At 58.6% G+C, this 21650-nt stretch carries 29 protein-coding genes and 2 pseudogenes; 18 read left to right on the top strand and 13 right to left on the bottom strand.

Annotated features, from left to right (window positions below; translation table 11 throughout):
• Nucleotides 1-8 precede the first annotated feature (8 nt).
• On the bottom strand, nt 9-1169 hold the full coding sequence (locus tag IEX24_RS03185; protein ID WP_188673530.1) for a DNA cytosine methyltransferase: 1161 nt from the start codon (nt 1167-1169) through the stop codon (nt 9-11).
• 1033 nt (nt 1170-2202) lie between these two features.
• Here IEX24_RS03185 and IEX24_RS03180 point away from each other — a divergent pair.
• The 4 genes from IEX24_RS03180 (at nt 2203) to IEX24_RS03165 (ending at nt 4450) form a co-directional block, all read left to right on the top strand.
• Entirely contained in the window at nt 2203-2478 is a 276-nt protein-coding gene (locus IEX24_RS03180) for a single-stranded DNA-binding protein (protein ID WP_188673527.1), read from the top strand.
• Between the two features lie 133 nt (nt 2479-2611).
• A complete protein-coding gene (locus IEX24_RS03175) occupies nt 2612-2785 on the top strand; it encodes an antitoxin VbhA family protein (RefSeq protein ID WP_188673517.1) in 174 nt (57 codons plus the stop codon).
• A 112-nt stretch (nt 2786-2897) separates the two neighbouring features.
• Nucleotides 2898-3446 (top strand): Fic/DOC family protein, encoded by a 549-nt coding sequence (locus tag IEX24_RS03170; RefSeq protein WP_229715053.1) that lies wholly within the window; start codon nt 2898-2900, stop codon nt 3444-3446.
• A gap of 74 nt (nt 3447-3520) precedes the next feature.
• On the top strand, nt 3521-4450 hold the full coding sequence (locus IEX24_RS03165; protein WP_188673501.1) for a hypothetical protein: 930 nt from the start codon (nt 3521-3523) through the stop codon (nt 4448-4450).
• Nucleotides 4451-4518: 68 nt separating this feature from the next.
• On the opposite strand, the gene IEX24_RS19425 is transcribed toward IEX24_RS03165, so the two are convergent.
• Entirely contained in the window at nt 4519-4626 is a 108-nt protein-coding gene (locus tag IEX24_RS19425) for an SHOCT domain-containing protein (RefSeq protein WP_229715052.1), read from the bottom strand.
• On the opposite strand from IEX24_RS19425, the pseudogene IEX24_RS03155 reads away from it, so the two are divergent.
• Nucleotides 4613-4813, top strand: a pseudogene (locus IEX24_RS03155) (ATP-binding protein); the annotation flags it as partial. The gene IEX24_RS19425 and the pseudogene IEX24_RS03155 overlap by 14 nt on opposite strands.
• 39 nt (nt 4814-4852) lie before the next feature.
• Here the strand turns inward: IEX24_RS03155 and IEX24_RS03150 are convergent.
• On the bottom strand, nt 4853-5062 hold the full coding sequence (locus IEX24_RS03150; RefSeq protein ID WP_188673497.1) for a hypothetical protein: 210 nt from the start codon (nt 5060-5062) through the stop codon (nt 4853-4855).
• Between the two features lie 345 nt (nt 5063-5407).
• Between IEX24_RS03150 and IEX24_RS19420 the strand changes: the two are divergent.
• The 3 genes and pseudogenes from IEX24_RS19420 to IEX24_RS03135 form a co-directional block, all read left to right on the top strand.
• Nucleotides 5408-5494 (top strand): annotated as a pseudogene (locus IEX24_RS19420) (DUF2510 domain-containing protein); the annotation flags it as partial.
• 99 nt (nt 5495-5593) lie between these two features.
• Nucleotides 5594-6058 (top strand): SHOCT domain-containing protein, encoded by a 465-nt coding sequence (locus IEX24_RS03140; protein ID WP_188674364.1) that lies wholly within the window; start codon nt 5594-5596, stop codon nt 6056-6058.
• 131 nt (nt 6059-6189) lie between these two features.
• Nucleotides 6190-6417, top strand: a complete 228-nt coding sequence (locus IEX24_RS03135) for a hypothetical protein (protein WP_188673495.1) — start codon at nt 6190-6192, stop codon at nt 6415-6417.
• 16 nt (nt 6418-6433) lie between these two features.
• Here the strand turns inward: IEX24_RS03135 and IEX24_RS03130 are convergent, their stop codons facing one another.
• The 3 genes from IEX24_RS03130 to IEX24_RS03120 all read right to left on the bottom strand — a co-directional run bounded on the left by IEX24_RS03130 (nt 6434) and on the right by IEX24_RS03120 (nt 7470).
• A complete protein-coding gene (locus IEX24_RS03130; protein WP_229715051.1) occupies nt 6434-6835 on the bottom strand; it encodes a (deoxy)nucleoside triphosphate pyrophosphohydrolase in 402 nt (133 codons plus the stop codon).
• Between the two features lie 85 nt (nt 6836-6920).
• Nucleotides 6921-7238: a YlcI/YnfO family protein gene (locus IEX24_RS03125; RefSeq protein ID WP_188673487.1), complete on the bottom strand. Its 318-nt coding sequence runs from the start codon at nt 7236-7238 to the stop codon at nt 6921-6923.
• The gene (locus IEX24_RS03120) at nt 7231-7470 is read right to left on the bottom strand and encodes a hypothetical protein (protein ID WP_188673484.1); all 240 of its coding nucleotides are present in this window, start codon (nt 7468-7470) and stop codon (nt 7231-7233) included. Before IEX24_RS03120 ends, IEX24_RS03125 begins: the two co-directional genes overlap by 8 nt.
• Before the next feature lie 355 nt (nt 7471-7825).
• Between IEX24_RS03120 and IEX24_RS03115 the strand changes: the two genes are divergently transcribed.
• The 4 genes from IEX24_RS03115 to IEX24_RS03100 all read left to right on the top strand — a co-directional run bounded on the left by IEX24_RS03115 (nt 7826) and on the right by IEX24_RS03100 (nt 11914).
• Nucleotides 7826-8917 carry a type I restriction endonuclease gene (locus IEX24_RS03115; RefSeq protein WP_188673481.1) on the top strand — a complete coding sequence of 364 codons (1092 nt, stop codon included), beginning with the start codon at nt 7826-7828 and terminating at the stop codon, nt 8915-8917.
• Between the two features lie 232 nt (nt 8918-9149).
• On the top strand, nt 9150-9425 hold the full coding sequence (locus IEX24_RS03110; RefSeq protein ID WP_188673478.1) for a single-stranded DNA-binding protein: 276 nt from the start codon (nt 9150-9152) through the stop codon (nt 9423-9425).
• A gap of 281 nt (nt 9426-9706) precedes the next feature.
• Complete coding sequence (locus IEX24_RS03105; RefSeq protein WP_188673475.1) at nt 9707-11137, top strand: Abi family protein; 1431 nt, start codon at nt 9707-9709, stop codon at nt 11135-11137.
• 495 nt (nt 11138-11632) lie between these two features.
• The gene (locus IEX24_RS03100) at nt 11633-11914 is read left to right on the top strand and encodes a hypothetical protein (RefSeq protein ID WP_188673472.1); all 282 of its coding nucleotides are present in this window, start codon (nt 11633-11635) and stop codon (nt 11912-11914) included.
• A 16-nt stretch (nt 11915-11930) separates the two neighbouring features.
• Here the strand turns inward: IEX24_RS03100 and IEX24_RS03095 are convergent, their stop codons facing one another.
• Genes IEX24_RS03095 through IEX24_RS03085 form a run of 3 tightly spaced genes read right to left on the bottom strand, consistent with a single transcriptional unit; the run spans nt 11931 to nt 13075 of the window.
• Nucleotides 11931-12332 (bottom strand): (deoxy)nucleoside triphosphate pyrophosphohydrolase, encoded by a 402-nt coding sequence (locus IEX24_RS03095; protein ID WP_268236218.1) that lies wholly within the window; start codon nt 12330-12332, stop codon nt 11931-11933.
• Between the two features lie 12 nt (nt 12333-12344).
• The gene (locus tag IEX24_RS03090) at nt 12345-12824 is read right to left on the bottom strand and encodes a ribbon-helix-helix domain-containing protein (protein WP_188673466.1); all 480 of its coding nucleotides are present in this window, start codon (nt 12822-12824) and stop codon (nt 12345-12347) included.
• The gene (locus IEX24_RS03085) at nt 12821-13075 is read right to left on the bottom strand and encodes a hypothetical protein (RefSeq protein WP_188673463.1); all 255 of its coding nucleotides are present in this window, start codon (nt 13073-13075) and stop codon (nt 12821-12823) included. The genes IEX24_RS03090 and IEX24_RS03085 overlap by 4 nt, the downstream gene beginning before the upstream one ends.
• A gap of 102 nt (nt 13076-13177) precedes the next feature.
• Here IEX24_RS03085 and IEX24_RS03080 point away from each other — a divergent pair, with 102 nt between their 5' ends.
• The 4 genes from IEX24_RS03080 (at nt 13178) to IEX24_RS19980 (ending at nt 17352) form a co-directional block, all read left to right on the top strand.
• A complete protein-coding gene (locus tag IEX24_RS03080; RefSeq protein ID WP_308419024.1) occupies nt 13178-13432 on the top strand; it encodes a HigA family addiction module antitoxin in 255 nt (84 codons plus the stop codon).
• A 1212-nt stretch (nt 13433-14644) separates the two neighbouring features.
• Nucleotides 14645-14938: a hypothetical protein gene (locus IEX24_RS03075; protein WP_188673460.1), complete on the top strand. Its 294-nt coding sequence runs from the start codon at nt 14645-14647 to the stop codon at nt 14936-14938.
• 537 nt (nt 14939-15475) lie between these two features.
• A complete protein-coding gene (locus IEX24_RS03070; protein WP_188673457.1) occupies nt 15476-16066 on the top strand; it encodes a hypothetical protein in 591 nt (196 codons plus the stop codon).
• A gap of 146 nt (nt 16067-16212) precedes the next feature.
• On the top strand, nt 16213-17352 hold the full coding sequence (locus IEX24_RS19980; protein ID WP_188673455.1) for a DUF4062 domain-containing protein: 1140 nt from the start codon (nt 16213-16215) through the stop codon (nt 17350-17352).
• A 43-nt stretch (nt 17353-17395) separates the two neighbouring features.
• On the opposite strand, the gene IEX24_RS03060 is transcribed toward IEX24_RS19980, so the two are convergent.
• The 4 genes from IEX24_RS03060 to IEX24_RS03045 all read right to left on the bottom strand — a co-directional run bounded on the left by IEX24_RS03060 (nt 17396) and on the right by IEX24_RS03045 (nt 18953).
• On the bottom strand, nt 17396-17656 hold the full coding sequence (locus IEX24_RS03060) for a Txe/YoeB family addiction module toxin (protein ID WP_136643701.1): 261 nt from the start codon (nt 17654-17656) through the stop codon (nt 17396-17398).
• Nucleotides 17653-17904 (bottom strand): type II toxin-antitoxin system Phd/YefM family antitoxin, encoded by a 252-nt coding sequence (locus IEX24_RS03055; protein WP_188673452.1) that lies wholly within the window; start codon nt 17902-17904, stop codon nt 17653-17655. The genes IEX24_RS03060 and IEX24_RS03055 overlap by 4 nt, the downstream gene beginning before the upstream one ends.
• Before the next feature lie 283 nt (nt 17905-18187).
• Nucleotides 18188-18589, bottom strand: coding sequence for a (deoxy)nucleoside triphosphate pyrophosphohydrolase (locus tag IEX24_RS03050; protein WP_188673449.1), 402 nt, complete (start codon nt 18587-18589; stop codon nt 18188-18190).
• Nucleotides 18590-18611: 22 nt separating this feature from the next.
• The gene (locus tag IEX24_RS03045) at nt 18612-18953 is read right to left on the bottom strand and encodes a ribbon-helix-helix domain-containing protein (protein WP_188673446.1); all 342 of its coding nucleotides are present in this window, start codon (nt 18951-18953) and stop codon (nt 18612-18614) included.
• 571 nt (nt 18954-19524) lie between these two features.
• Between IEX24_RS03045 and IEX24_RS03040 the strand changes: the two genes are divergently transcribed.
• Both IEX24_RS03040 and IEX24_RS03035 read left to right on the top strand, forming a co-directional pair.
• Nucleotides 19525-20802 (top strand): CCA tRNA nucleotidyltransferase, encoded by a 1278-nt coding sequence (locus tag IEX24_RS03040; protein ID WP_188673444.1) that lies wholly within the window; start codon nt 19525-19527, stop codon nt 20800-20802.
• Entirely contained in the window at nt 20762-21589 is an 828-nt protein-coding gene (locus tag IEX24_RS03035; protein WP_188673441.1) for a nucleotidyltransferase domain-containing protein, read from the top strand. Before IEX24_RS03040 ends, IEX24_RS03035 begins: the two co-directional genes overlap by 41 nt.
• Nucleotides 21590-21650: the final 61 nt, after the last annotated feature.

The raw sequence follows: 21650 nt of genomic DNA, 5'->3' as shown, positions 1-21650 counted from the left end.
GCGGACATCTACGCCCGCGAGTATTCCATCAGGTCGTTCATAAAGTCCCGGTCATAGGTAAGACGACTCCGCCCAAGACGTCCCGCGAATCCCCGCGCCGCCCCCGCAGATAGCGCGTGGGAGCCTCTCGTCTGAAGGAGGCGGGCAAGCGAATGACGTCTCGGAAGGGAACCCGTATTCAAGTGAGTCGGTATCTTGCCCGTGGCCTTACCGGATCCGGCGGAGACACCGGCCCAGTCCCATCCACTGGATTTAGACAGCCGCGAGTCGATTCCAACAGGGCTCAGCCTGTCGTAGGCGCGCAGCCCGTCGGCAATCCAGCGGACGACCGGAACCGCGACCGCGTTGCCGACGAGCTTCCATCGATCCCGAGTCGGAGCGGCACTGGTCCAGCCTGCTCTGAATCCTTGGAGCATCTCGAGAGACTCGATCGAGGGCGTCCTAAACCTGAGTTCGGGTTCGGCCCGAGGGATCCACACGGCCGGCGAACTTGGGATGCCGGCGGTCGTGGAGCCCTTTATCGTCGGGACCACTCCCGCTCCCCATCCGACGCCACGGTTACCTTCCGTCCAGTAGAAGCCATTGGCTTCGGCACGTGCTTTGCTGACTGGCCCTGTTGAACGCCCTAGAACGTTGAGATCACGAAAGAGCACGCGCGAAGGATCCTGATGAAGGCTCGCGAGGATGAAGACCCTCTTGCGCCGTTGCGCAACGCCGAAATGCTGAGCATCGAGCATGCGATACGCCCACTTGTAACCGGCCGTTGAAAGTGCACCCGTGATCACTTCCATGGCGTTGCCCTGCTTGAGCCAGAGCATGTTGGGCACATTCTCGAGCAAGACCCATTCGGGACGAGCTCTTTGAACGGCTTCCAGTACGCCAAGGATCAGTCCGGACGCCGACCCTTGGATCCCCGCCTGCCTTCCAGCCTGCGACAGGTCAGTGCACGGGAACCCCCCGAACACGATCTCGGCGTTGTGCAGGTCGTTTGGAATGCCGCGGACGTCTTCATGAAGTACGGAGTTCGGTAGCCGATGTTCAAGGACCGCGCGAGCAGCACCCCAGTTCTCATACGCATGAATCTCGCCGCTGAAACCGGCCTTCCGGAAGCCGAGTTCGAATCCACCAACGCCCGAGAAAAGGCTCAGGATCGGTGTTTCAGGGTGCATAGCTCGAGTATGCCAGACGGATCGAAGACGGCACTCGCAGGCTTCTGGAGGAGGTACAGCAAGGTCGTAAGATCGCTCCCGCATCCGCAGCCACAGCCGTACCCCTCGATTCAGTCGGACACGATGCTTTCAAGATCTCGGACACGTCGGTAAGCGAGAACAGAATTCCCCTTGGGTCGGCCGGCCGAAGGTGTCAGCGCTGACGGCTAAGACAAAACCTCAGTCGTAGGGCGTGCCGGGCTGCGCGGTCATAGTCATCGTCAGCGCCCGAGCCTCTGCCGAGCATCCATTGTGCTCGGGTTTGTGGTGAATGAGCAGACTGAGCCGTGCAATAGCTAGAGGCGAAAGGCTCAGATCGTGCCATGTTGCGACGTTGCGTGTGACAGAGCCGGCGTTTGACATTCTCGACAATCTCGTTGAAGGCGACTACGTAGTCGTCGAGGGTGAACTGCGGGCGCATCGATTTTATAGGGTTGGTCGTGGGCGCGACTCGGCGACGGTATCGATGCGGGCGGAGCGCGTCGGGCTCGACCTGCGGCGCGGGGTTACGAAGTTTTCTGCGGGTGGCTCAGGCTCCAGTCGCCTAGAGCGGCCCGAACGTCTCTTCGAGGATCACTTTGAAGGCTGCGGCGGCCTCGGCATAGAGATTGCGTCGGAGTGGAACCGGCCTTCGGGCCGCCTTGAGCATAGTTGTAGAGGTAGAGATAAACGGCCCCGTCCGGCCCGGTCACCGCCTGGACGTATCCGTCGACTTCTGTCTGCGGTGCTTTGACATCTCTGTCGCCCCAAATGAACTTTTGAATCCTGGCCATCGAATTCCCCTTTCGGCTCTCGTGAACCATATCGCGGTGACTTACGCACGGTCAGCAACCTAAAATGCACGGACAGCTGTCGCTTGGCACAATCTGGCGGAAGAGCCATCCTGAGGTCGAATTACCCGAGGCGATACCCGCGCCGAGCATTCGGTTCCGTCATGGGAGCAAACGGAGCGTTTCGAACGGCACAGCCCCGAGCATCCATTCGCCTCGGTTGTGTGGTTGAGAACGAGCAGACTGCGCCGGGGAAGAAGGGGCAGCGGAAGGCTCAGGTTGTGCCGTGGTGCGATGTTGTTTGTGACGGGGAGCTGGCGTCTAACGTTCTCGACAGTCTGGTTGAAGGTGACTATGTGGTCGTTGAGGGGGAACTGCGCGTGCATCGGTTGTATCCGGTTGACGATGGGCGCGACTCGGCGATGGTGTCGGTGCGGGCGGAGAGCGTGGGGCTCGACCTGCGGCGCGGGGTTGCGAAGTTTCTGCGGGTGAGGCGATGAGACGAGGTCGAGCTGCCGGGCATCCACTTGCTCAGCAACAGTGCGCGCGATTGCTACGCCGTGGTTTGCCACCGGGGCCAACCGTGAATGTCGGCTCGATTCAGTACCATTGGTTTGAGGAACGGAGGCTGTGATGACGATTGCCGAGTCGCGTGCGCTGCAGGTGGAAGAGGCACGTCACAGCGCCGAAATCGAGGGCCTGACGGTTTCGAAGGAGACCCTCGCCGACGCCGATTCTTACGTTGCGGGCGAGATCGATTCGAATGAACTCGTCGAGCGGGTTCGTGCCAGGTATGGCCTCTCCTGAGTTCGTTGATCCGTATCTAATCCCCGGGTCGAGCGTTCTTCGCAACCGCCTCGGGGTAACGTCTGGGTCGGAGCTGACGCGCGTAGAAGCAGATCTTTCGTTCGCCAGAGCATTGCAGCTGGTCAATTTTCCTGTCGGTGCGACAAACGATCTCGGCGAGTTGAAGCAGATCCATTTTCGGCTGTTTCAAGACGTGTACGACTGGGCCGGGCAGGTTCGGACTGTAGATGTTCGCAAGGATGTACCCGGTGCCGACTTCTTCATGCCGTGGGGCTTTATCGAGAACGCGGCCGCTATCTGTTTTGCTGAGCTTGCTCAGGAGCGCTTTCTGACGGGGCTTGCCCGAGACGAGTTCGTTGAGCGGCTGGCGTTTCATTACGAGAAGATCAATTACATTCATCCCTTTCGAGAAGGCAACGGTCGCACACAGCGGGTGTTCTGGAACCGAATCTCGTTGCGGGCGGGATGGCAGTTGGATTGGCGGCCGGTGCACGGCGAGGAGAACCACGCTGCGGCACGAGCTGGATCAGACGAGCTGGACTTGGGGCCGCTGATTCGAATGTTCGACAAGGTCGTGACGGCGCCGCAGGCTGTAGACGGCGAAGACTGGGCTGTTCAAGAGATCAAGCGGCTGTCGATCGGGCCGGCGGCAGATGGTTGATCCTGACCGCTCGCCGCACAAAACTGTTAGCTCAGTAGTCTCGACTGACATAGGAGTGGAGTGAGGGGCTACGGGTGCCAAAATTTCAAGAGCGCGTGACCGAGCAGTTCATCGAGCTGTTTTCGGAACAGGTTCAGATTGAGGTTGAGGTTGCGCCGGAATGGATGCGGCGCCCAGGCAAGTACGAGCTTGGGGACGGCTGGCCGCTCGCCTCGGCAGTCTACGGAGAGCTGACTGGTCTTGTGCTTCCCGACGTTGCGCCGCCGCGTGAACACCGCCGGCTCGACATGGTGCTGACATATTCAGACGGCACCAAGCGCGTTTTCGAATTCGACGAGATTCAACACTTCACGGGCGCTCGCGCTCAGACTCTCTCGTTCTACGGCGAATTTGAGGTCGCATTCGATTCTCAGGGGTGGCTTGCTCGATCGGTCGCGCTCACGGGGCGTGAGCCCGGCGGTGGATTCGGGGTCATGAAGCCGCCGCTGTTTCCAGAGGATGGAGGACGGCATCAGCAGCGTGCGTTTCGGGACTTTCTCGCCGACTACATGCCGAGCCTCCGCGAAAGTTGGCTGCCGACGGCCCGACTCCATTATGTGGAAGCTGGTACGGCACTTGGTTCGGCTTCACCCGGAGACGAGCTGGCGAAGCTGTGGAACCAACGAACAGGTGAGTCGCTGGGTCACCGCGAATCGAAACCTAGCGAGCCACTGACGATTCAAGAATGGTGGCCGCTCGTGAATCGGGCGATTCGGTCTCGGCTCATTGACGCGACGTTTTCACCCTTGGCGCAGTACTCGCTCGGCGAGATTGAAAAAGTCGGGGGGCCAGCTTCAGATAGCGACTACTGGATGCGCTATCCCGACGACACCGACGCATACCTTCCAAGCGAAGCAATCACTTGGATCGCAGGCCAAGCCGAGGAGGGATCCCGCCAGCTGAACCCAGGGCCGGATCCCCGCGCGGCGTACTTTCGGCGTAGCTGGCCGAGACGCCAGCCGTAGGGAGCCGGTTCTTGCACGCGAGTAGTGAGTGCGTTTCGTGGCAGTTTGATCCCGAGTATCCGTTCGCTTCAGAACCGAGCGAGCAACTCGGCCTTTTTCGCGGCGAATTCATCCTCGGTGAGAATGCCTTGATCACGCAGCCCAGCCAGCTTGGTCAGTTGCTTCCAAGTCCTCACCGAACGCGAAGAGAAAAACAGTGTCGCGATTGCATCAAACGAATCCCTCAGCGGCTGGGGCAAAACCTTCACCGACCCGCGCCTCTGCTCAGCAATCGTCGACCGGCTCACCTACGGCGGCAACATCATCGAAACCGGCACCCAGTCCTACCGACTCGCCCACACCAAGAACCAGCTACAGGCATAGGGAGGAGATTGAGAAACCGGTTGCGGTTATGTCCGCTGATCAGTCATTTCGGCGACGAGCAATTCGCGCCTGTCGAAGGTTAATGATCGCTAGGGGTAGACCCACGACGAAGATGACGGCAGTGAACCAGAGCTTGATCGAGTACTCGGTGACGAAGAAGTAAATCAGGCCAATACCAAGCGCGCCCATAACGAAAGTCATCACCCACCAGAAGACCTCCCTTGCTGCGCTCGGCTTTGCATTCGTCATAAGACCGAACCTAGATCGCTCTTCAATACCCACGCAACCCGCTTGCCATTTCGGGTCGACGCTCTGACCTGATACTCAAGCAACCCTGAACTCGCTCACCCCGTCGCACGCCCATTGCTCCATCAACTAGCAGGGGTGGTATCCACTTAGAGTGCCCCCTGATCCTTACTTACCTTGACATTCTCAGACGGGATCGCTCTCAACCTCGGCCCGGTACACCTGCCAGTGCGAGAATCTTCCAATACGAGACCACCGGATTAGCGTGATGTCATGCCACCACCACTTCTGGGGCATCAACCGTGGCCTCAGAACCGAGTACCCTCGGCTCAACGACCTTGAGAGGCGATGATGGCTGAAGCTGGCTGGTATGACGACGGCTCGGGACGTCAACGATGGTGGGACGGGTCAGTGTGGTCAGAACATTTCGCTCCGGACACAGACGCAGACCGAGACGCGAGGGTACTGGCGTCCGCCTCGAGGGCGAAGCCTTTGTACACATTCGTTTCGCACATCGGTGGGAGAAACGCGACCGTGGCCATCTGGCCAGACCGGATTGAGTGGGACCGCCCTCGCAGCGCTTCTGGCGGCAAGATGGTTCTGGGAGCAATGACCCTCGGCGTCTCCCTAGCCGCAACGGGAGTGAGCAAGAACCACAGCGGTGGATCGGAAATGATTCCCATTCGATCGATAACGTCGGTGTCAACGGCGCGCGACGGCTCGAACACGATCGTGCAGGTACTTACCGCGGGCGGTCAGATTGATTTTCGCGTCAAACACAGGGAGGCAACGCAAGTTCGAGCTGTGCTGAACGACTTGATTCTCCGAGGCCCCGAGCCAGTCAAGGTGAATGTCGTTGCGACTTCACCTGTTGTTGCGTCCCTGCCTCCTATCGACATACCCGCCCAGCTGAAACAGCTGAAGACTCTCTACGACGATGGGGTGCTGACGGATGACGAGTTCAACACGAAGAAGGCCGAGCTGTTAGCGCGCATGTGAGCGTTCGTTGGCGCAAGCGCAAGGAACGCGGCTGGACAGTGTTTGTGCGGGCGGCCGGGGCCGAGCATCCATTCGCCTCGCTCGGATGATCGGAATGGGCAACCCCGCCGGGCAGGGGCGGCAATACCGTGATGGAGCCTGACCTGTACAACGAGACGTCCGGCGAGATCGTCGAGGCCAAGAAGTCGTCGGCGCGCGGGTACGTGCGGAACGCGATCGGGCAGGTGCTGGATTACGTGCACACCGCACAGAAGGTGATGAACGGGGTGCGCCCGTCGATACTACTTCCGGGCATCCCGACGCCTGATCTTGTGGAACTCTGTGCGAGTCTGGGCATCACCGTTTGGGTCAGGGACTGAGATGGATTTACGTCCGTCAGTCCGACGTCTCCGCCGGCTCTTGAGCGATGAGACGCAAGACTGCGGTGAGGTCTGGCTTGGCCCAATCGAGCGACATCAGCTCGGCGATCGGTAGCCAGACCATGTCATCGTGGTCGGTGCTCGCCGCTGGCGCGTCTTGTTGGAGAGTTGCCCAGTAGCAGGCGAGATCAATCTCGCGCCCGTCTACCGGGGTGGTTGCGCGGAGGACCAGGTCGCCGACCAGGATCGGGACGCCCAGTTCTTCTCGGATCTCACGGGCCAGAGCCTGCTCGGGTGTTTCGTCGGCTTCGACTTTGCCGCCGGGGAACTCCCAGAGGCCAGCTGAAGCTTTGCCTGGGGCTCTGCGGCAGCACAAGACTTTCCCCGCGTCGGTGATAACCGCGCCTACAACAAACACACGTACCACCTCCGGATTCCATCTCGAGCTAAGCCCGTTCGGCCAACCATACCGAGTCGATCCGCAGCCCAATCGTGCCGTTTACTCAGCTTGCTTTGTGGCGCCGAATGTAGTCCTCGAGGGCCTCGCGAGCGATCGCTGAGACCGGGCGACCCTCCTCGGCTGCGAGGGCGTCTGCGTCAGAGCGCAACTGCGCCGTGAGCCTGAAGGCAACACTGGGTGACGATCCCGCACCATTAAGAGACGGGCGGCCAGCACTCTTGCGCTGCGCGGTGTATTCGGCAGTGTTCTGTTCGGTCATCGGCCGACCGTCGGGCCAGGTGTGCTGACCCTTGTCGAGGTCAGCTTCTGCCTCGACGAGCTGGCTATCGTCGGTCACACGGTACTTCTTGGTGTCAGTCATTTCGGTTCCCCTTGGTGAAATCTGTCGGCATTACGTGGATGATCAGCACAAGATCTTCGTCGGGGCGTGGAGACCCGACTATTTCAAGTTCGCGACCGCGGTCGTCTGATCCCACCCAACGAAGTGTGCCGTCTTCTTGCTCGGTTGGTTCTCCCGCGTCTTTCAACGCTTCCCACGCGGCGCCGCGGCCTATTCGATGCTTGCGTGCGGAACGGGTGAACTGGTATTTCATTCCTTGAGTTTAGTTTAGTTTGACAAAACTAATATCGTCAAACAAAATACAAAAGCCGGCCCGTTAGGTAGTCGCCAGCCCATGGGCTCGGGATCGCGCAACCGCTTCGTGCGTGCGGCTATGCCCCGGGCATCCAGTCGCCTCGGTTTTGTGGTTGAGAACGAGCAGATTGCGCCGGGTAGGAAGGGGCAGCGGACGGCTCGGGTTGTGCCGTGGTGCGATGTTGTTTGTGACGGGGAGCTGGCGTCTAACCTTCTCGATAGCCTTGACCCTCGGAATGGGGTCAAGGGTTGTGATGGAATCTCGACGCTCGTCCGCTAGCGTCGAGAATGCAACGAAGCGACCAGGGGGAAGCATGGATTTTGAAGAACGACTCGCGGCTTTGGCGGCCAAGGTCAAAAATCAGCGAGCAGCGATCCAGACAGAGGAAGCTACGAAGAACGCGTTCATCATGCCGTTCATCTCGACGATTTTAGGATATGACGTCTTCAATCCGCTTGAGGTCGTGCCGGAATTCACGGCCGATGTGGGAGTGAAGCGGGGAGAGAAAATCGACTACGCCATCATGCGAAATGGCGAGGTTCAGATTCTGATCGAATGCAAGAGTTCAACCGCTGCGCTCAGTCTCGAGCATGCGTCGCAGCTCTTCCGATATTTCGCCGTGACGAACGCTCGCATTGCGGTGCTGACAAACGGAGCGGTTTACAACTTCTATACCGATCTTGACGCGCCCAACCGAATGGATGAGAAGCCATTTCTCGTGCTCGATCTTGCCGACATTGATGAAACGCTGATCCCGGAACTTTCGAAGCTGACCAAGGAAGTCTTCGACCTGGATTCAGTCATCAACGCTGCAGAGGAGCTCAAGTATGTCGGGGCGTTGAAGCGAGAGATTGCTGCGCAATTTCGCGAGCCCTCTGCGGAATGGATCAAGTTCTTCACGGGTCTCGTTTACGACGGCTCTTTCACCCAGAAAGTCAGGGAGCAGTTCTCCGCGCTCGTACCCAAGGCGGCGAGGCAATATCTCAACGAGCAGGTCAACGATCGCTTGAAAACCGCTCTGGGTGCTTCTGCCGTTGCTGCGACGTCAGCGGAACCGACCGAGTCCATCACCAGTCATCCTGTCGTTCAGGGCGATCTCGACCGCGATACTGAAATCGACACGACCCCGGAGGAACTTGAGGGTTACCAGATCATCAAGGCGATCGCTTGCGCCGACGTCAAACCTCAACGTGTCACTCATCGCGACGCGAAGTCGTATTTTGCGGTGCTCCTCGATGACAACAATCGCCGGCCGATTGCTCGCCTCTGGTTCAACGGGAAGAAGCAGAAGTATCTCGGCATCTTTGACGAGGCGAAAAACGAAACTAAGCTTCCGATCGATTCGTTAGACGACATCTACGAGCATGCCGACCTGATTCGTTCCACAGTGCGCAGTTACGGCTGATGGCGATCCTCATTCTGGCGAGATGCCATCGGCGCTGAGTTCGCGAAGGCCCTGTAGAGAGGTTGACTGAGGCTCACTGACCGGCTTCGCCTGTTTGAGGTCGAGCTGGGGCGCGGTTGGCCCGACCGTGCCTGGATGGCTCACGCATGGGCGGCGGGGCAAGCACAAGGCATAGCTGCTAGACATCGTCGCGCGCGCGGCTTGGGCTCGGGCATCCATTCGCCTGGGTCGTGTGGTTGAGAACGAGCAGACTGCGCCGGGTAAGAAGGGGCAGCGGAAGGCTCAAGTTGTGCCGTGGTGCGATGTTGTTTGTGACGGCGAGCTGGCGTCTAACGTTCTCGACAGTCTGGTTGAAGGTGACTATGTCGTCGTTGAGGGAGAACTGCGCGTGCACCGGTTGTATCCGGTTGACGATGGGCGCGACTCGGCGATGGTGTCGGTGCGGGCGGAGAGCGTGGGACTCGACCTGCGGCATGGGGTTGCGAAGTTTCTGCGGGTGAAGCGGTGAGCGCGTCGGCATTGTCTAGCCTCTCGCAGAAATTCGGTCTGGACCCTACCTATCAATCGTGATACGATGTTGAGAGAAACTTGACTTCCGACTCCCCGACCAGTAGGCTACAGCGCATCCTCTATCTGTTCGGTGGGAGCGCTGTAGCCTACTGGTCGGGGACACCTGAGCCCCGGGTCCCAAACCTCATCAACCCGTTGTGTTATCCTCTTTTCAATACGACTAGTCGTCTTCTCTTCACAGAGGGGCGACTAGTTTTCTTTAACTACGCGATCGACGCCATGACAAGCAGTTACGCAAAGCCGTTTAAATCTGTTACCGAGCAGGTTGCGCTGATGCGCGCTCGTGGGATGGTTATCGTCGATGACAAGTGGGCCGAAGATCTGCTTCAAAAGGTCGGCTATTACCGACTGTCTGGCTACTCATACCCTTTTCGAAAATTCGATGAGTCTGCGCCTGCCGATCCACCGAAAAGGCTTTCTGAATTCGAGTCAGGCACCAACCTAACCACCGTCGCCGATATTTACGAGTTCGACCGCCAGCTTAGGATCAGGCTGTTTGATGCGATCGAGATGTTTGAAATCGCCTTCAGATTCAAGGTTGGCCATCTGCTTGGAAAGATTGGGGCATTCGCGCACCGCGACCCAACCAACTTCGATGCCGATTTCACAAAGCCACGTAGCAGTGCCATGAATGCCCCTGATGGAACCACGGTGAGCTTCACCGAGTCCCACTACGAAGAGTGGCTTCGAGATCTCAACAAACAAGAGAATCGATCGCAGGAGGCCTTTGTCGCCCACTTCAGGTCAAAATATGGCGAAGAACTTCCGGTATGGGCCGCAACCGAGGTCATGTCATTTGGAACAGTAATCCGTCTCTATGACGGTCTGACGCAGCGGGATCGGCGCACGATCGCGGCGCAATTCGATGTTCTCGATCACGTTCCCGACGGGGACATCGCAACATTCTCGAGCTGGCTCAACCACATCCGATATATCCGGAACACCTGCGCCCACCACTCACGACTATGGAACCGCAACTTCGACGTCATCATCGCGGAATCCCCCGCCATCGAAGAGCTTGCGCATCTGAGGGCTGACGAGTTGCGCAGACATCTCTACGGAACTCTTTCGATCTTGGGGTTCCTGCTTGCTCGCACTCATCCGAAAAGCGACTGGCGACTCCACACGGCCCTTTTCATTAAGTCTTGGGCAGGGCGGATCGATCAGCCACTTTCTGTGATGGGATTTCCTTCGCATTGGGATAGGGAAAGGCTGTGGCAACTTTCTTATTCACGCGATGAGGAACGCGCCAACCGCCTTGAACTCCTTGCGTCTGTCGATACCGTCGGCACCTCTGAAGCAAGAGATCTATTGTCGTCACTTCCTACAAAGGACCGACGAAGTCGCCTCGGCTACTACCGCCGAAAGCATGCCATTTTCGCACTCTCTCCGACGGAGACATTGCACTTTCCGCGGTTTCAGTTTGACGCCGAAACCGGAGATGCGAAGAGCATCGTGCTGGAAGCAAACCGACGACTGTACGTTGGGAATAGAGACGTGAACGAAGACGAGGCGTTTCCCTGGATTGCCCTTACTTGGTGGTTGACGAAGCAGGCCGAGCTAGAAGATCGGTCACCATTAGAGCTGCTGGAGGCCGGCAAGCTGAGCGAAGAGCACCTCGACTTGTCGCTGCCCTTTAGTAGCGAATAGTTCCCAATGACGGGCATGCGAACGCTCACTAGGTATTTGTGAGTCGGCGCCGCGACGGGGCATTGTTGCCACCGACTGGCCACGGGCACGTAATGCTCGAGCAAGTTCTCTGAGCGCAGCTGGCCCAGCGTGATGCGACAGCTCACCATGACGCCTACGCGGTGTGCTCACTAGCGCGAGAACTGTGCCAGTCCGTTGACCGAGAGCAACCCGACCGTGTTAGAACGGTTCAAGTATTTGGCGCCTGACATGTACGAGGACCCCGCCGAACGGTGTGGTTCGTGCGGCCTGGCTCGAGCATCCATTCACCTCGCTCTCGTGGCAGCAAATACGCAAACTGCGCGGGGTAGGGCGGCATCGCGACGCCGCGAGATTCAAACCGGATTATGACCACCCAGCGACTCCTACGAAATCATACCGTTCGAGCTGAGTGAGCTGGGGCGCACCGACTCTCGGATCGAGTTCGAGCTCCAAGCCGATTCCGGAGCATGGCTCATGGCGCGCGGCGACACTGTGCGGCGCTTGCGTGTGCCCGTCGGCAATACCGTGATGGAGCCTGACCTGTACAACGAGACGTCCGGCGAGATCGTCGAAGCCAAGAAGTCGTCGGCGCGCGGGTACGTGCGGAACGCGATCGGGCAGGTGCTGGATTACGTGCACACCGCACAGAAGGTGATGAACGGGGTGCGCCCGTCGATACTACTTCCGGGCATCCCGACGCCTGATCTTGTGGAACTCTGTGCGAGTCTGGGCATCACCGTTTGGGTCAGGGACTGAGATGGATTTACGTCCGTCAGTCCGACGTCTCCGCCGGCTCTTGAGCGATGAGACGCAAGACTGCGGTGAGGTCTGGCTTGGCCCAATCGAGCGACATCAGCTCGGCGATCGGTAGCCAGACCATGTCATCGTGGTCGGTGCTCGCCGCTGGCGCGTCTTGTTGGAGAGTTGCCCAGTAGCAGGCGAGATCAATCTCGCGCCCGTCTACCGGGGTGGTTGCGCGGAGGACCAGGTCGCCGACCAGGATCGGGACGCCCAGTTCTTCTCGGATCTCACGGGCCAGAGCCTGCTCAGGCGTTTCGTCGGCTTCGACTTTGCCGCCGGGGAACTCCCACAGGCCAGCTGAGGCTTTGCCTGGGGCTCGGCGGCAGCAAAAAACATGTCCGGCGTGCGCGATGACTGCGCCAACTACTAGCACGCGCAACCTGTCTCAGGAGGCAAGGGGATGAGACGCGCTCGGCGCGATTCGCTCGGAAAGCTGGATCAATACCCGGGCTTCTTCGGGGCGGAGACGCAGTGGATCGTTTTGAATCGGTTCTTGTGGGTTGGTCGTTGATGCAGAGATGCCCGCCAATTCGGCGTGCCTTTCGAGAAGCAACGTCAGCGCTTCGCGAAGAAGATCACTCTGATTTCGGCGTAACCTGACCGATAGCGCATCCAGCTCGACGACGCTCTCCTCCGGCACGCGGAAGCGAAGGGTTGGAGACACCGTTCCAGATGCTCCGAGAGACGGTGCTCCTCTGCGCAGTGCGCCAATGATCTCGGAGGCGGGCACTGCGTCGTCGAGAAGGAGGCGGCCCAGCTCTTTCGCAGCATCTCCGGTAGCGCCCTTGGGCCGCTCGGGCCAATCACTCAGCGCGACGGCTGGATCTGACAGTTGCTTCTCGCGAGAATCGCTTTTTGAACTCATTGTCTACCTCCCAAGAACGGTCGAAATTTGGAGCCGAGTTCCATCGCGTGGAATACCTTCTTATCGCCGTTCGGCAGCGCTCTGACCAAGATCTCTAGCCACCGTTCGGTCTGATCGTGCGGATGGCCGATGATGAGCACCACATCAGACTCCACCAGCTGTACGACGACGGGATTAGAAATTGCGTAGCGTTGGTCACTCTCCGAGATCGAATGTTTGAACGACGACTCCGCGAAGACGATTGGTGACATTTACTGTAGCGCACTTTCTATTTCTGTTCCACAGTTTGAGCGGGATTCCATCAATTATACTGAGGCTTATTCAGTATGTTTTGACTGTTAGACCTGGACTGTATGCCCAGATTGGAAACCATGAATGTCGCGCACGAACCCATTCATCCTGGGGAGATTTTGCTCGAGGATTTTCTCTACCCGATTGGCATCAGCGAATTCAGGTTGGCGAAGGGAATGTTTGTTACGACTCGTCGAATCAATGAGATCGTGCACGGGAAACGAGCTATAAGCCCTGACACTGCTTTGCGGCTATCTCGCGCGCTAGGTACGTGCGACCCAGTTCTGGATGAACTTGCAGAGTCGGTACGATCTTGATGTTGCGATCGCACAACATCACGCTGAGCTAGATCGGATTAGGCCGTTGCTCTCGTCCTGACCGCGGCTCGGCACTTCTGGGCGAAACGTCGACTGGCGACATCGTCGCCGTGCGCGAACTACTCAGTCAGATCGTCGGCCGACCACTTGACCTCGTCGTCGTTGAGGGGAACTGCGCGTGCATCGGTTGTATCCGGTTTACGATGGGCGCGACTCGGCGATGGTGTCAGTGCGGGCGGAGAGCGTGGGGCTCGACCTGCGGCGCGGGGTTGCGAAGTTTCTGCGGGTGGAGCGGTAAGGCCCGGGATGGTGGCTTTGATGCGCCTCGCTGCGCGATGCGGCTTAGCCAAGGGCGAGCGACGATTCGTACCGGCAAGCGCTTTCGGGCATCCGATTGCCGGGTCGTTTGGCGGATGACGTGAGGTATTGTCGGTGATAACAAACCCTGCCAGGGCTAGAGTGCAAGCTTCCCCAAGACCGGCGGGCCTTTTCGTTTGAGGCATCTTGGTAGAAGTAGTTTCCCACATGCCCAAATCCGCACCGGCAGCCCCTTTCGCGACCCAGCATCGAGATTACGGCATATCTGATTTTCTATCACCTATTGACTTGACTAGGCCCGAGATCAATACTGAGGGAATCCGAGCATGACTCGGTTCTCTGGGGTGAGATATTGGGGTACAAAATTGTTGAAAATTGCATCAACTGTATTGATCGCTGGAGCAATTTGTGTAGTCGGCGTCGCGGCGCCGGCCGAAGCATCAACAGGGCCCGGCGGCCAGGTCATTACTTGCACAATCAAGACGAACTACCCGCATAATTCTGGGCACGTTTTCGGTACCGTCAACGTCACTGCCGACGTTCTCTGTAGCGCCCCGGTCGGTGGACTGAATGTCAACGTAGCTTTGCAGCGAAATGGCGCGACCACGTCGACAGGCCGATCGCAGAATGGCGGTCAAAACTATCTCAGCGCAAACGCGGCAGTCGGATGCGTGAATGGCCGGTATCAGGGACTCAGTCACATCTCGGTGACATTCCCTGCTGGGTTCAGCCCTAGCGTTGCCGGAACCGATTCGTCGAGCATCTCGCGAAACATTGATTGTTCTGTGGCAGGGTTTGCGAATGATGACGGTGGCGAGACTGTCGTTACGACGATCGTCGCCAACCAGAACGAATAATTCAAATTCGACCGGACGAACACGATGAGTGCCTGGAGTGAAAGTGAAATATGAGCTGAAGGACTCCGGCCCTCATCTTTCTATTCGACCCTTCCCCGAATATCGGGCGCGGTTTTGGAACAGGCCGGTCGCCGCTGAAGGCGATTCCTTCACTTATGGCTACCAGTACCTCGAATGGCAACTCTCGGAAGTTCGGGATGTGCACGAGGCACAGCGATGGGTCGACGCACACGCCGACGAGTACGAGCAATACACCCTCTACGCGTGTGCCCAACCGGGTGACGACATTTGGCTGCAAGTCAGCGGAACCGATCCGAATCGGCAGCCGTAAGCGGGTGGCGATCCGCCTCGACCGGCCGAGGCTGGCCTCGCCACCACGAGACGGCGTCACGCGTGCGAGGCGACCGCGGGCATCCATTTGCCTCGGTCTTGTGGTGGAGAGCGAGCTGACTTCGCCGAACAGGAAGGGTCAGGCTGTGCCGTGGTGGGATGTTGTTTGTGACGGGGAACTGGCGCCTAACGTCCTCGACAGTCTGGTTGAAGGTGACTATGTGGCCGCCCCGGCGGAACTGCGCGTGCATCGGTTGTATCCGGTTGACGATGGGCGCGACTCGGCGATGGTGTCGGTGCGGGCGGAGAGCGAGCGGCTCCACCTCCGGCGCGGGGTTGCGAAGTTTCTGCGGGTGGGGCGATGAGGGTTGGGCGGTGTCGCTCGGGCGAACGTTCATGTTGGCACGCGACTGATTCACGACCCACGAGCAATAGCCGATGAACCCGTCGTCTTCAGCATCAGATTCAGTGTCGTGGGTCTTCGATATCGTGATTCCAAGTTGGCAATGTCTGCCATTGAGCATTGGAGAAGCGTCAAGTGAGCGACCGACTGTTTTCGCGCGGAGATCTGCGCGCCACCCTTGAGAACCATGAGCGGATCGAACTAGCGAAGGTGAATTCTCTTGAGCCTCAAAAGGTACGTGAGCATCCCGAAGTCGCGGTAGCGGAAGTAGTTGAAAGTGCCAGGGTCGAGCCACTCACCTTCAATTGGGAGGGCATCACGCGCGGGCCTGTCAGTGAAGCGGTAGTCGAACGGCGAGACTTCGGCGAACTGATTCAAATTCCAGGGCAGAAGGTGACGATCCATGTTCCATTTTCGGGTGACGAAATCCTGCTGGACTGCAGGGCAAGTACTTTCTCGCTAAGCGGCTTCCCCTTCGACGTTGACGTTACGCGGACACATGTCAATCTGCACATCAGCGAGACAACGCTCACTGCACAGTCAATTTCGACCGAACTCAGCCGATTCAAATCAGCAATTTCCGAAAAGGCCGGATGGGCGAACACCGATGTTTCCAAGTGGGCCGTCGAATTCGAAAGCAAGGCGCGGAACGCGGTGCTGCGACGCCAGGAAGAACTCGAGAAGATCGCCTCGCTCGAAAACGATATTGGCATCCCGCTCGCCTAGCTGAAAATTGTGGCGATGCATGTTCTTTGACAGAGGGCCATCGGCATACGGCAGTTGCCTTATCGCAGACACCGTCTAGACGGTGAGATCGAAACTTGCCCATCGTGTTGCGGCCCCGCACAATGCTGTTGTGGTCAACTTGAGGCATGCCCACCTCCTTGTTGATCGACCAACGCTCCGCGTCGCCTGCAGTCGATGAAGCGCAGCTACACGCTTGGGCGGCCGGCCGTCGCGTGTTTGTATCTAGTCTCATTCGCGACATGCCCAACGAACGGGCTTCCGTGCGCGACGCAATCGAATCAGTTGGAGCCATTCCAATATTGTTCGAAGACATCGGAGCCCAGGACATATCCGCCGAGGAGGCTTACCTTTCGGGCGTCCGAAGTTCCGACGTCTACGTGGGCTTGTTCGGCGCCCGATATGGCGTTCGGATGCAAGACGGTTACTCAGCCACGCATGCCGAATTTCTCGAAGCGGAACGGCAAGGGCTTCGTCTATGCCTGTTCGTTTCGAGTCAAGACTCGAGCCAGATGGACGGGTCCCAACGTGACCTCATCCAGGGTGCTCAAAATCTCTACACAACGAGCGGTTGGAGCGATTCGGATGATCTTCGGCGACGAGTTCGTCGCCGACTCACCGAGCTTGCTGCTGACGAACTCTCCCCTTGGGTACGCGTGGGTCCAACTATCTTTCGGGCGCATGAGATCACAAACGATGGGAATGCGATCGGGATCAGCGCCGCAGTGCGCAGCAACGCCATTCATAGCGAGCTAATGGGGATGCGCGACGGGCGAGCTGGCAGTATTGCTTTCGCGTCCCTCACAGACGCGCGTGCTGTGCGGTTCGAAGGATTGTCGACGCGCACGACGACAACGATCATCCATGAGGAACAGCTCCAGCTTCGAGGCGATCAATCTAGCTCGCCAACGATGCGTGCGTCGATGAGCGGCATTTCTGCCGACGAGATTGCGCGACGCGCACTCGTGGATGGGCTGTTTGGAACCTCCACTCTTGGAGACGCCTCTTGGGGCACGCGCCCAACGGATCCGTTAGAGCCGATACGCACAATGGGCCTAGACGACTCAGTATTGCGACCAGTCGCCCGTCTCCTGATCACCGAGCATCTCCTAGGCACCGGATCGGCAGCGACCGTCGATTCGTTTGCACTCGGGCCAGCGCATCAAAGAGTTCGGAGGCTGCGCATTTCGTGGACGCCGCGGCAACCACACGTCAATCAGCCTCGACCCGAGCCCCTGACGATAGACGGTCGCATTTCGGGTTTGTGATTGGCGGGTGCGTGCTCGCATTTTCTTGGCTTTGAAGTCCCAGTCACGAACCGTAGTGGTAGCGGCATCCAGCAATTCGGAGTTCGTCGCCTTCGACTCGATACACAAGTCGATGTTCATCCGTAATACGACGTGACCAATAGCCCTGAAACCCGTGCTTCAGAGGCTCAGGCTTCCCGATGCCTTCGTTTCCGTTGCGGGAAATGTCGTGGAGAAGCGTATTTATCCGTTTGACGAGCCTGCGATCTTGAACCTGCCACCACTCGTAGTCTGCCCACGCATCTTCGTCCCAGACGAACTTCACTCGATGAGATCCCGTTCGGTACCCCGGCCACTCTCAAGTCGATCGATTGCGCCGAGAAGGCGACGCGCGTTCGCGGGATTGCGAAGGAGGTACGCAGTTTCTTTGAGAGATTCGTACTCGGCGAGCGAGACGATCACGACAGGCTCGTGCCCTGCACGGGTGATGACAACCTCTTCACGGTCGTCGACAACCGCCGAGAGCGTTTCGGCGTAGTGCGCTCGTGACTCCGAGTAAGACATGGTTCGCATGGCAAACCTCCTTGTACGTAAAATTGTACGCTGTCGAAGGCCTGGTTGTGCTGACGAATTTCGCATGACTAGAGTTTAGCAATAATTGATCAATGCTCGCTTTAGTCGAACCGGCCTGAAGGTCAGACCGCAGAGTTTGACACGACCCGACAGCGTCTTGCGAGCGACTCGGATCTGGGCATCCATTCGCCTCGGTAGTGTGGGTTAAAACGAGCAGACTGCGAGCTCTGTGCGACTCCGGGCGCCACCATTTGGGTCAGGGACGGAGATGGATTTACGTCCGTCAGTCCGACGTCTCTGCCAGCTCTTGAGCGATGAGACGCGAGACTGCGGGGAGGTCTGGTTTGGCCAAATCGAGCGACATCAGGTCGGCGATAGGTAGCCAGACCATCTCATCGTGGTCGGTGCTCGCCGCTGGCGCGTTCTTTTGGAGAGTCGCCCAGTAGCAGGAGAGATCAAACTCGCGGCCGCTTACCGAGGTGGTCGCTCGGAGGACCAGGTCGCCGACCAGGATCGGGACGCCCAGTTCTTCTTGGATCTCGCGGGCCAGAGCTTGCTCAGGCGTTTCGTCGGCTTCGACTTTGCCGCCAGGGAACTCCCACAGGCCAGCTGAGGCTTTGCCTGGGGCTCTGCGGCAGCACAGAACTTTCCCGGCGCAGGTGACAACCGCGCCTACAACTAGCACGCGTTCCTCTCCTGGTCGGCGGTCAAGATGCTTTGCCGAGGTAGGCGGTGAGTGCCTCCCTTACGATTTCGCTGGGCTTGCGATGTTCAGATGCTGCGCGCTCAACGAGGGCTTGATCGAGGGCGCGCGGGAGGCGTACCTGGCGAACAGGGGATTCTCCCCTACCGGAGACACCGCTGAGATTCGGGCGACCGATTGCTTTGTCAACAGCTTCGGCTGAACCGAGAGCTGCTTCAAGGAGCGCTCGGCCGGAGTCTTTGCCGTTTCCACGCACGACGATCGCGTCGGAGGAAATGTGGTCGAGCGTCTCAGCCCACTCGCTGAGTTTTTCGCCGCGCTTGTTCTCGTTCTCAGTCGTGCTCATCAACATGCCCCTCTGCTAGGTCTAACATTTGCGTCTGGCCTCCATGACATGAAAAATCAACAGGTCGGCCGGTGGCGTCACCTCTGCCAACACTTCGATCAGCTGCGTGCGACTTCGATTCGGCCCGATCCACAAATCAGGCCGCAACCCGCCCTCAAATCTCGGCTCATCGAACGCCCTCAGCCAGTAAACGTGGAGCTCAATCGCGTTCAAGGCATCGGCCTGGTTGACTCCGTGTTTCGCTGCGCTCGGAGTCCACCTGATCGACACTTCAACTCATTTCAATATTGTAGTACAGAAGTCTTTCCCGAGCTACGCGAAGCGCCGATCGACCTCAAAATTACATATGAGATACCTCACTATTGTTTTCTTCAGGTCGAGGTACCCAGCGCACTACCCGCGACGAGCATCCGTTATCCCCATGCGGGCAATCGGATGTAGCCTGTCCCACTGACCAAATGAGGACTCCATCGCTGAATCACCCACCTTCCGCCCGGACCTCATTTCGCTGACACCTGCTGCGGCTGCCGTCCTCAACTCCATACGCACCGCTGGCGGGCGGCCTCTGATCGTGGGTGGTGCGGTCCGTGACGCGATCCTGGGCCTACGACCGAAGGACATTGACATTGAGATCCACGACACCACCGACAAGGCTCGTGTTATCACCGAACTTCGCTCAATCGGTCACGTCGACGAACGTGGGGCCTTCTTCGGTGTTCTCGCGTCCCGCGTCGATGGGCAAGACTTCGACATTTCCTTTCCACGCAGTCCGAGCCTCAGTATCGTCGACGCGTTCAGCCGACGAGACTTCACGATCAACGCCCTCGGTTACGACCCGAGCACGGGCGAGCTCATCGACCCTTTCAACGGCACAGCAGACCTCGAAAAGAAGGTAATCCGGCACACCTCAGACGCATTCACCGACGACCCCCTCCGGGTGCTTCGCGCGGTTCAATTCGCGGGACGGTTCGGATTCAGCGTTGCGCCGGAAACCGCCGTGCTCTGCCGCAAAATTGCAGCTTCTCTGCTCCCTGCCCCCAACGTCATATCGGTCGAGAGGATCTGGGGTGAATGGCGGAAACTTGCCCGCACCGGCACACACTGGGTTGCAGCGTTTCAAGCACTCGACGACACCGGCGCTGTTGACCTTTTTCCGGAACTCGGCGCCCTCCGAGGAGTGAAACAGGACCCTAACTGGCATGCAGAAGGTGACGTGTGGGTTCACTCCGCACTCGCAGCAGAACAGGCCGCCCACAAGGCCGAATTCGAGCACCTACCTGCCGAGGACCGGGAAATCGCCGTTCTCGGCGCTCTTGTCCACGACTTCGGCAAAGTCACCCACAGCCACACAGAGAATGATGGAAGGATCACCAATAGGGGTCACGCGTTCGCGGGAGCGGTGCCCGCAACATCGTTCCTTCACAGGATCGGAGCACCCGCACAACTAATCAACAAGATCATCCCAATCGTTCGCGAGCACATGTACCACGTCGGAATAGGCCGGCCCAGCAGGTCGCAAGTTCGACGGCTCCTCCGTCGGCTGAACCCAACCGGCACAGGCCCGACGATCTACGACTGGGCTCGGGTCGTTGACGCCGACTGCGGCGGCCGAGGAATCAGCTCGAAGCCCAGCCCCACCGCCGCCTGGCTCGAAGTCGCAACGACAACGGAAGTTGGCGACACCCCCAGGAAAGGCCTCCTGACCGGCCATCATCTGATTCAGCTGGGCCTCAAGCCCGGGCCGGCCTTCAAGGCAGTCCTCGCGAAAGCACTCGAAGCCCAGGACAACGGCGATTTCGAAGACGCAAATGGTGCGATCACCTGGGCGGAGAACCACCTCCAACGATGACCGGCCGGCAGTTAGCCCGCCGCGCACATGCACTATGAAATCATTTTTGAGAGCGCGTAACAGTAGAGGAAGAAAGCATTTCGTGAACGGCTTCGCGTACCCCCGCACACCCATCCTGGGAGGAATTGTTGGTTCGACCGCCTACGATCTCGCAACCGCGAATAGCGACCAAGACCGGCTCGGTGTTTACCAATTCACGGGCAGCGAGCTCCTCGGCTTAGATCAACCTGAGCAGTCCGTCGTCGAGCATGAACTATCCGATGTTCAAATGCATGAGCTCGGCAAATACGTTCGCCTCGCCCTGAAAACAAACCCAACCGCATACGAACTGCTTTGGCTACCAACCTTCGAAGTGTCGACGCCGGTCGGTGATGAACTCGTGAGCCTCCGAAGCGCATTCCTGTCTGCCCGGTACGTTCGGGACTCGTACCTCGGTTACGCTAACGCCCAGTTCACGAAACTGAAAGGTAACGACTACGAAAAATTTTCGGCAGGCGGAGCTGGCCGGGTCCGTAAAAACGCCCGACACATGTTCCGGCTCATCGAGCAGGGGTACGGTCTCTACACCACCGGGGTGCTCACCATTCAGGTTCGAAACCGTGACTGGTTCTTTCATCAGCTACCCGAAATGACGATCGAGCAGATCACCACCGAATTCGAACGTCAAGCGACCCTCTTCAACGACGCGGCGAGCGTGCTCCCAGAAAACGCAGACCGCGCACGAATCAACGAGTTTCTCATCCGCACACGACGCGCCTCAGTCTCCGATGACGCCGGAAACAAGTAACCACGTTCCTCTCCCACCTTCCGCCAGCCCCGCCCGCCAAGCAGAGATAATCGAGCTATCA

It is taken from the genome of Subtercola lobariae (assembly GCF_014640255.1).
Taxonomy (GTDB): domain Bacteria; phylum Actinomycetota; class Actinomycetes; order Actinomycetales; family Microbacteriaceae; genus Subtercola; species Subtercola lobariae.
Note: the sequence above shows the minus strand (reverse complement) of the source record. Positions and strands in the feature narration are given on the sequence as shown.